This window comes from Rhodoblastus sphagnicola (genome assembly GCF_002937075.1).
Lineage (GTDB): Bacteria > Pseudomonadota > Alphaproteobacteria > Rhizobiales > Beijerinckiaceae > Rhodoblastus > Rhodoblastus sphagnicola.
Window position 1 is genome coordinate 24,059 of record NZ_NHSJ01000111.1, and the last position, 8,623, is coordinate 32,681.

The window sequence follows — 8,623 nt, forward strand, 5'->3', positions numbered from 1 at the left end:
GGCGCCAGTTCCGGAGTCCGCGATGACCCCGCTCCACCGTTCCTTCGTCCTGTCCGCGGTCGAACGTTACGCCAATATTGTCATCTTGTTCTTTACAACGGCGGCGCTGGCGCGATTGCTGAGCCCAGAGGAATTCGGCGTCTATGCGGTCGTCGGCGCAGTGACGACGGTGATCGCGCTGACCACGCACGAATTCGGCGGCGCGAACAATATCATTCAAAAGGCGGAGCTCTCCGACCTTTATGTAAGAACGGCCTTTACCGTTACCTTCGCCCTTTCGATCGCGATGGGCCTTGGGCTCTATCTGATGGCGGACGCCATCGGCGGATGGTTCAAGGTCGAGGGCGTGGGGGCTGGCGTCAAGATCGCTGCGCTCGGGTTCGCGGTCACGCCATTTTCGACGATAGCGCTCGCACTTTTTCGACGCGATCTCATGTTTGGCGTCATCGCGGTCGGCAATTTTGTGGGCAGCGTCGCCTTCGCCGCAACGTCGGTCGTGCTCGCGCTCAAAGGCTATAGCTATCTGGCGCCGGTCTGGGGCCAGATAGCGGGCAGCGCCGCACAGGCGCTCTATTTCATATGGGCGCGCCGGAGCCTCCGCATTTTTGCTCCTTCGCTGGAGGGGCATCGCGAAGTCATCCACTTTGGACTTTATTCGAGCGGCCTCGCGCTCATCAACATGGTCTTCAACACTGCGCCGCAATTTCTTCTCGCGCGCATTCTCGGCTTCGGCGCGGTCGGCCTCTACAGCAGAGCGGTCACCATCACCCAATTGTTCGACCGCCTGGTGGGTCAGGCGATCGGTCCCGCAGTCATGCCGGCTGTCGCCTCGCAGACCCGCGCCGGCGAGGACCTCAAGCTCATCTACCTGAAGTCGATCGCGTTGATGTCGGCGCTGCAATGGCCGTTCCTGCTCAGCGTCGCAATTCTGGCGCGACCGCTCATCGAGCTTTGGCTCGGCCCGACGTGGCTGGACGCCGCGCCGCTGGTCGGCTGGCTCAGCGCCGGCTCTCTCGCGCTGTTCGCCGGCTACCTGACGTACCCCATCCTCGTCGCCGCTGGCCACGTCCGCGACGCGCTGACTTCCGCGCTGATCTCGCTGCCGCCATCGCTGATGGTGATGTTCGCCTCGAGTTTCTTCGGCATCGAGGCGGTGGCGGCGTCTACCCTGCTGACAATGCCGTTCCAGGCGGCGGTGTCGATGTTCTTCATCTGCCGCCGGCTCGACGTCGAGGTGGCGGAGATCGCCAGAGCGCTGCGCAAGAGCGCGCTCGTCGCGACCGCCTGCGGTTGCGCCGCCGCCGTGGGCGCCGCGGCTTTGCAGGCCGGCTGGCTCGGCCCCCTGGCGAGCCTCGCGGTCGGCGGAGTTCTCGTCGCCTTTGCGTGGCTGGCCGCGCTCGCCGCCACGGATCACCCGCTGCTGACGGAGGTGGTTGCCGCGTGCGGCGGGTCGATCCCATCGTTCGGGCGCGCCGCCGCGTCTGCTCCGGCTCCGGTCGTCAGGCCGCAGCGAGACAAAGCTGAGGCTGGAGGACCCGGCATGTCCAAAGAGACAGACGTCAACTCGGCCGCGACGCGCGGATCTCTCACCCCGACGACGTCTGAACCGAAGATAATCAGCTTGGCCGAGGCCTGCCGGACGCCTCGTCCAAGTTCTGGAGCCTTCAACACGGGAGAGCGTCGTGGCTGATCTGAAAGGCAAGCGAATTCTGGTCACGGGGGGCGCGGGTTTCCTCGGCTCCCACATCATCGACCTGTTGTGCAGCGAGGGCTGCATCGAGATCGTCGCGCTCGACAACATGACCAGGGGCCATCAGGAGAACCTTCAGCGGGCGTCGACGCGCGGTCCTATTCGTCTGGTCGAGGGCGACGTGCGCGACGTCGGCCTCATGGACTCGCTGGTCAGATCGGCCGACATCATCTTCCACATGGCGGCGCCGAGCATGGCGCAGTGCGCCGCCGAACCGCGCCTCGCCATGGAGGTCATGTCGCAGGCGACATTCAATCTGCTGGAGCTCTGCGTCCGGCACCATGTGGAGAAGCTCGTCGTGGCGTCCTCGGCCTCGGTCTACGGACTGGCTGACGAATTTCCGACCACCGAGCGGCACAATTCCTACAACAACCGGACCCTCTTCGGGGCGGCCAAGGCGTTCAACGAGGGCTTGTGCCGGGCCTTTGCCGACATGTACGGCCTCGACTACGTCGCGTTCCGCTATTTCAACGTCTTCGGGGAGCGAATGGACGTTCAAGACCGCTACACAAAGGTTCTGATCCGCTGGATGGATCGGATCGATTCCGGCCTCCCGCCAATCATTTTCGGAGATGGCGGGCAGACCATGGATTTGGTCCATGTCCGCGATGTCGCGCGCGCCAATATCCTTGGAGCCAAGGCCAAGGCGACCGACGAAGTGTTCAATGTCGCGAGCGGAACCGAGACCAGCCTGCTGCAGCTCGCGCGGGCGCTGGCCTCGGTGATGGGCCGTCGGGACCTCGCCCCCGCATTCGCTCCCGAACGCTCCCTCAATCCGACGCCGCGCTGCCTCGCCAGCACCGGAAAGGCGGAACGCCTGCTCGGATTCCGCGCCGCGATTCCGCTCGAGAAGGGGCTTGGGGAACTGGTCAAGTGGTGGCGAAGCGAACGCGCTCTCGGTCTGGCGGCCTCGCGCGACCCGGCGGCGGCTGAACCGGCGGCTGAACGCATTTGAAGCAGGATGATCCCGTGATGCGCTTATCCATTGGCGTGCTGATGCCGCTGCCGCTCAACGGCATGGGCGTTGGTTATACCTGCAGCTCGCTGATCGCGGGCATGGCGCGCGAGAATGTCCACGCGGAGGTGGTGACATCGCGCTGCCGCCTGTCGCTGCCCTCCGTCGAGGTGGTGGAAGTTCTGCCGAAATGGGCGCGCCGCGCGCCCTACGGATGGGTCAGGAACATGGCCGCGCGGCGGCTGGAGCAGCACTTTCTCGACCGCGTCGCGTCGTGGCCTTCGCATGCGCGGGCCGCCTGGCTTTGGCCGGGCGCAAGCCTCGAAACCATCGCTGGGCTGCGGCGCCGGGGGGCGACCGTCATCCGGGAGCAATTCAACTGTTTCACCGGCGTGGCCAAGGTCATACTCGACGACGCCTATCGCAGCATCGGCGCCGAGCCCGCCCACGCGATCTCCGATGCGATCGTCGAGGCCGAACGGCGGGTTCTGGACGCCGTGGACCATGTGTTCTGCCCCGGACCCAATGTCGAGCGGTCGCTGGCGGAGAGCGGCGTGGACCTCGGCAAGCTGTTGCCGGCGAGCTATGGCTGGGACCCCTCGCGGCTGTCGACGACCCGTCGCGGGTTGCCGCCGGCCGCCGGGATGACGCTGCTGTTCGTCGGTTCAATCTGCGTGCGCAAGGGCGCACACCTCCTGCTGGACTCTTGGGCGCGCAGCGGCGTGAAGGGGCGGCTCGTCCTGGTCGGCGAGATGGAGCCGACGATCAGGGAGAAATGCGCGCATCTGCTGGCGCGCGACGACGTGATCGTGCTCGATTATTCGCGCGAGATCGGCCCGCTCTACCGTTGCGCCGACGCCTTCGTCTTTCCAACGCTGGAGGAAGGGAGCCCACTCGTCGCCTATGAAGCCTGCGGCGCCGGATTGCCGGTGGTGACCACAAGAATGGGCGCAGGCGCCCTGGTGCGTCCGCGGCGCGAGGGTCTGGTCGTCGACGCTTATGATGCGCGGGGATGGATCTCGGCGATTCGCGAGTTGGCGGAGGACGGCGTGTTGCGCCGCCGCCTGGCCTGCGGGGCGCGCCGGCGCGCGGCGGATTTCACTTGGCCGGCTGTGGCCCAGCGGCGCCTTGCGCAGATCGAGGGGCTTTTCGCCGACGAGACCCCCCGCCCCGTCCTCGATGAAGCGCTGCGGGCCTGAACATGAGCGCCTCCACGCGAGATCTGGCTCGGGGAAACTGGACAGAACGATAAGCGGCTTTTCTGCCTGACAGCGTCGATGACCGCCGCGCATCAGGAGAGATTATGCCCAAACGACCGCGCCGAAACCACACGGCGGCATTTAAGGCCGAGGTGGATCTGTCCGCCCTGAAGGGCGAGAAGACGCTGACGGAGTTGGCGCAACAAGTTCGATGTTCACGCCAACCAGATCACGCGATGGAAGGCCCAGCTTCTTGAAGGCGCGGCCGGCGTTTTCTGGCATGGCGGGAGCGAAGCGTCCACGTCGATCGTCGACTTGAAGGCTCTGCATGCCAAGATCGGAGCGTTGGCGCTGGAGAACGAACCGTAGGTCCGCGAAGCGACTTGTGGAATGACCCGCCCCTCCTTCCGGCATTGTAATACCAAGTCCCCGAAAGGCTGACTCGGCGGGGAGGATTCCCGAATCGGCTTTTGTTTGATTCAACGAGCGAACCAGGAGGTTCGCCATGCCGATTGCTCTTCGAGAAGATCTTGACGCGCGTTCCATGCGATCTGCGGCGAAGCGGACGAAGGATGCGGCGCAGGCGCGGCGAATGGGCGCACGGGGCATAATCGGCGGGTGTTGGGATAAGAGGTCCACGTCTGCCTGATGCGCGCCATGGCCGACGAGGCCCGGAGTCGTCTCAGTCTGGTCGCGCAGGGCGCTGTCGAAAGTCGGGCAAAAGCCCGCAGGCGCCGAGCGTCGCGTCGGAGCCGCAGGGGATTTTCGCCGAACAGGAACGGTCTTTCGCCGATCAGGCCGGCAACCGCGCGGCGCGCGAGTTCGGCTCGCCCCGCGCCGCCGATTCACGACAGCTTGCCATTGGGGCCTTGAACAGGTCGTTGCGATCCTCGTCGCAGGGCAGGCCCGCCATGTTCAGCAGGATCCTCGCCTCCGTCAGGAATGGGCCGCCGTCCGGCGGGCTGAAATATGGTCCGAATGCGTGGCGCGCGATCATGGAATCGTCTCCCGGGCGTCAGCTTTGCGCAAGCTAGTCCACTGTAAGGTCTAATCAGGGTTTCCGGAAAAGGGCCACCGGTTTTCGGACAAAAATCCTGCTCAAACAAAGGAGTCTGAGCAAACGTCCGTTGGCGCGCCAAAGACTGTTTGCTTAGCGCGGATCTTCACCGCCTTGAACATCAGGATGGCGCCCGCTCGAAGCTGCTGGCGGGGTCGCTCGCGCGGTTCCGAAGCTATGAGCCATCCTCACGTCCGTCACGGGGAGCGAAACGTTTCCACGAGCGAACTCACATCGGGGTGGGCGTGTAAAGTGAGGGCTGTCCGCATTATTCTATATAATCTGCGGCCGGCCTGGCTTTTCGCGGGCGGGGGCTGTGAATCATTAATTACAAGTGGGAACAGCGCCTTGGTGGAGGCGAGTCCGCGTTCGCGCTGATCCGCGACATTTATCCAGTTTGAATTGCTTAAGCGAGTCAATTTCACGTCATTCGCAAATGATCAGGCATAAGCGCGGATGCCCGATTATCAGACTCTGATCGACGCGACGACTGGGTTTTTGCGACCGGCGAATCGCTTAAACGCCGCCGCTGCGAGATGAATGTAAAGTACGTTGTATTTCAATGGCATACATGATCGCGTTCCTGCGCCGCTCTTGGCTTTACCCAGGCAATTTGCGAGCTGTTCTCTCGAAAGTTAAACTCGATCCGGGTGAGTTGTGGCAGCAAATAATTATCAAAATAAAATAACACATAATATAGATGCGGAGGCTTTTATAATAATAAATGAATAACTGAGTATTTACTGCGATCATCAGGCTTGACATGGATCAAATTTGATCGCATAAACATTTGGAAATTAAGCTATAAATGTTTTTTATTAGTCACGGTTCAATATTTTGTCACGAAGCGGAAGGCCCGCCATTTTTTCGGCCTTCATTTGTGAATATAAAGTTGCCTTCGATCCTTGGTCGACTGAGTCGATGAAAGGATTGAAGTCGCCGCAGAGCCAGGACTCCGAAATGAATTGCGGAGGTCTCAATGCGGTAATCGCCGGCCCCGGCTGAAGTATGGGAGAACGGAATGACTATTTTTGGTGGCTCGCACGATGCGGTTGGGGAAGCGCCCCAACGGTCTTTCTTGTTCGCGGGGTATGCGGCTCGGATCTCCCGGCAGGTGACGGGGGGCGACTACGCGGCGGGCGTTCAACAGGACGTCACGCTGGTGATTCCCACGGCCAGTAACCTCGCGATCGACTTCAGTCAGGCGACCGCCGCGCCCACGATCTCATCCTTGTCGCCGGAGACCAGCGTCGTCGTCGGCGATGGCGTCGCCGACGTGAACATGCCGACGCTGAAAGGCTCGGCCGCGGCCAATTCCACGGTCGCAGTCGACGACGGCTCGACCGAACTTGGAGTCACCACGGCCAGTGCGACCGGCGGCGACAGTTCGGGCCATGTCAGCGCGGCCGAGACAGCCGTCGACGTCGTCGTGAACACGCAAGTTCTCACGGCCTCGGTCGAAGCAAGTGTCGCTCCCGCCCTTGCCGTGATGGCGACGGGCGCAGCCGCAACGGCCAGCGTGGCTTTGGCGGCCGTGGCCATCGGGGATGGCTCGTCCAACGCGCCGGCCGGAGCGCCGCAAGTTCCGAACGTGCTGAATTCCTACGGAGCGAATGTCCCGACGTGGCAGGTCGCCGGCGTGGATTATCATGTCGGCGTCCCGGACGGACTGACGCTGAAGGACCCTTCCACGATCTCGATGGCCGGGGTATCGGTCGATGCGGTCCACCACATCGTCAAGGTGACCGGGAGCAATGTCACGCTGAACGGCTACGATTTTTCTGGCGGCGGCGGTTGGCAGGTCAATGTCCAGGCGGCAAACACGACGATCGAAAATTGCAACTTCGTCGTTGGCTCCAATAATCAAACGCCGATCTACGGAACCTCGGGGGCGTCCAACCTGTCCGTCATCGCTTGCACGATCAACGGCGCCGGGCACGACTGCAATCCTACGGGTGGGCTAATTACTTACAGTGGCGACAGCTTCACCGTCGACCATTGCTGGTTGCACGATTCCGGCTCTGGCATGATCCAGCAGCAGGGTGGCGGATCCGGCAGCACGATCACGATCGAACACAACCTGATCCAGAATGCGGGCCTGTTGTCCGGCCACGGCGCCTATACCCAACTCTTTACGTCCGGCCCTGCCACGGTGGAGATCAACTACAATACGACGACGCAGTCCGGCTCCCTTTCGCAGGGGCTGATGACGGACGCCTACCAGCACGGCGAGATCACCCACAACGTGATGATCGGCTCCTGCACTTTCTTCACGTCCATGGACATCAAGACCCTTTCGGGAACGATGGCGGTGCAGGACAACTATTACGACGCCTCCAAAGCCTATGGCTTCATTTACCCGAACGCGGGGCCGGACGACTCGAGTTCGCTTTCTATCTTCACCCATAACGTCAATATGACAAACGGCGCCGTACTGCAGGATTCGACGGCCGCGCCCACGATCTCGTCCTGGTCGCCGGACACCGGCGTCGTCGGCGACGGCATCACCGATGTGAACACGCCGAAGCTGTCAGGCTCGGCCGCAGCCAATTCTACGGTCACCGTCTATGACGGCTCGACCAAGCTTGGCGTCGCGACCGCAGATTCGACGGGCGCCTGGAGCTTCACCACCGCGAAGCTGAGCGACGGGATCCATTCCGTGACCGTGACGAACACCAACAGTTCGGGCCTTGTCAGCGCGGCCTCGAAGGCCGTCACCATCACCGTGGATACACATGCCCCCGCGGCCCCGGTCGAGAGCGGCTATTCCATCGTCAACGGCAATCATGCGCTGGTTTCGGGAACCGCCGAAGCCAACAGCGCGATCGCCGTGTATGACGGGACGACGGTCGTCGGCGCGGCCACGACGACCGCAAGCGGAACTTGGAGCCTGACCACGACGGCGCTTGCGAGCGGCGCCCACGCCCTGACCGCGACCGCGACGGACGCCGCCGGAAACAAGAGCGCGGTTTCGACGGCGCTCGGCCTGGCGATCGTCTCGCCTCCCGCCGCGCCCACGATCTCGTCCTGGTCGCCGGACACCGGCGTCGTCGGCGACGGCATCACCGATGTCAACACGCCGAAGCTGACAGGCTCGGCCGTGGCCAATTCCACGGTCACCGTCTATGACGGTTCGACCAAGCTTGGCGTCGCGACCGCCGATTCGACGGGGGCCTGGAGCTTCACCACCGCGAAGCTGAGCGACGGGACCCATGTCCTGACCGCGACGGACACCAACAGTTCTGGCCTTGTCAGCGCGGCCTCGACGGCCGCCACCATCACCGTGGACACACATGCTCCCGCGGCCCCGGTCGAGAGCGGCTATTCCATCGTCAACGGCAATCATGCGCTGGTTTCGGGAACCGCCGAAGCCAACAGCGCGATCGCCGTGTATGACGGGACGACGGTCGTCGGCACGGCCGCGACGACCGCAAGCGGAGCTTGGAGCCTGACCACGACGGCGCTTGCGAGCGGCGCCCACGCCCTGACCGCGACCTCGACGGACGCCGCCGGCAACAAGAGCGCGGCTTCGACGGCGCTCGGCCTGGCGATCGTCTCGCCTCCCGCCGCGCCCACGATCTCGTCCTGGTCGCCGGACACCGGCGTCGTCGGCGACGGCATCACCGATGTCAACACGCCGAAGCTGACAGGCTCGGCCGCGG

The 8,623-nt window shown here is 63.4% G+C and carries 5 protein-coding genes and 1 pseudogene; 5 read left to right on the forward strand and 1 reads right to left on the reverse strand.

The window, feature by feature from the left end; genetic code table 11:
* The first annotated feature begins 22 nt into the window (after positions 1 to 22).
* The 4 genes and pseudogenes from CCR94_RS18070 to CCR94_RS26120 form a co-directional block, all read left to right on the forward strand.
* Entirely contained in the window at positions 23 to 1,690 is a 1,668-nt protein-coding gene (locus CCR94_RS18070) for a lipopolysaccharide biosynthesis protein (RefSeq protein WP_104509235.1), read from the forward strand.
* Position 1,691: 1 nt separating this feature from the next.
* Positions 1,692 to 2,705, forward strand: a complete 1,014-nt coding sequence (locus CCR94_RS18075) for an NAD-dependent epimerase/dehydratase family protein (protein WP_104509248.1) — start codon at positions 1,692 to 1,694, stop codon at positions 2,703 to 2,705.
* A gap of 17 nt (positions 2,706 to 2,722) precedes the next feature.
* A complete protein-coding gene (locus CCR94_RS18080; protein WP_146090087.1) occupies positions 2,723 to 3,904 on the forward strand; it encodes a glycosyltransferase family 4 protein in 1,182 nt (393 codons plus the stop codon).
* Positions 3,905 to 4,008: 104 nt separating this feature from the next.
* A pseudogene (locus tag CCR94_RS26120) lies at positions 4,009 to 4,267 on the forward strand (transposase); the annotation flags it as partial.
* Between the two features lie 430 nt (positions 4,268 to 4,697).
* On the opposite strand, the gene CCR94_RS18085 reads toward CCR94_RS26120, so the two are convergent.
* On the reverse strand, positions 4,698 to 4,901 hold the full coding sequence (locus CCR94_RS18085; protein WP_104509237.1) for a hypothetical protein: 204 nt from the start codon (positions 4,899 to 4,901) through the stop codon (positions 4,698 to 4,700).
* Positions 4,902 to 6,075: 1,174 nt separating this feature from the next.
* Here CCR94_RS18085 and CCR94_RS18090 point away from each other — a divergent pair.
* A partial coding sequence (locus CCR94_RS18090; protein ID WP_244594123.1) for an Ig-like domain-containing protein occupies positions 6,076 to 8,623 on the forward strand: 2,548 nt, incomplete at its 3' end.

Bases quoted from the DNA above. Each gene is read 5' to 3' on its own strand.
- CCR94_RS18070 (WP_104509235.1), top strand. From the start codon at position 23: ATGACCCCGCTCCACCGTTCCTTCGTCCTGTCCGCGGTCGAACGTTAC.
- CCR94_RS18080 (WP_146090087.1), top strand. From the start codon at position 2,723: ATGCGCTTATCCATTGGCGTGCTGATGCCGCTGCCGCTCAACGGCATG.
- CCR94_RS18085 (WP_104509237.1), bottom strand. From the start codon at position 4,901: ATGATCGCGCGCCACGCATTCGGACCATATTTCAGCCCGCCGGACGGC.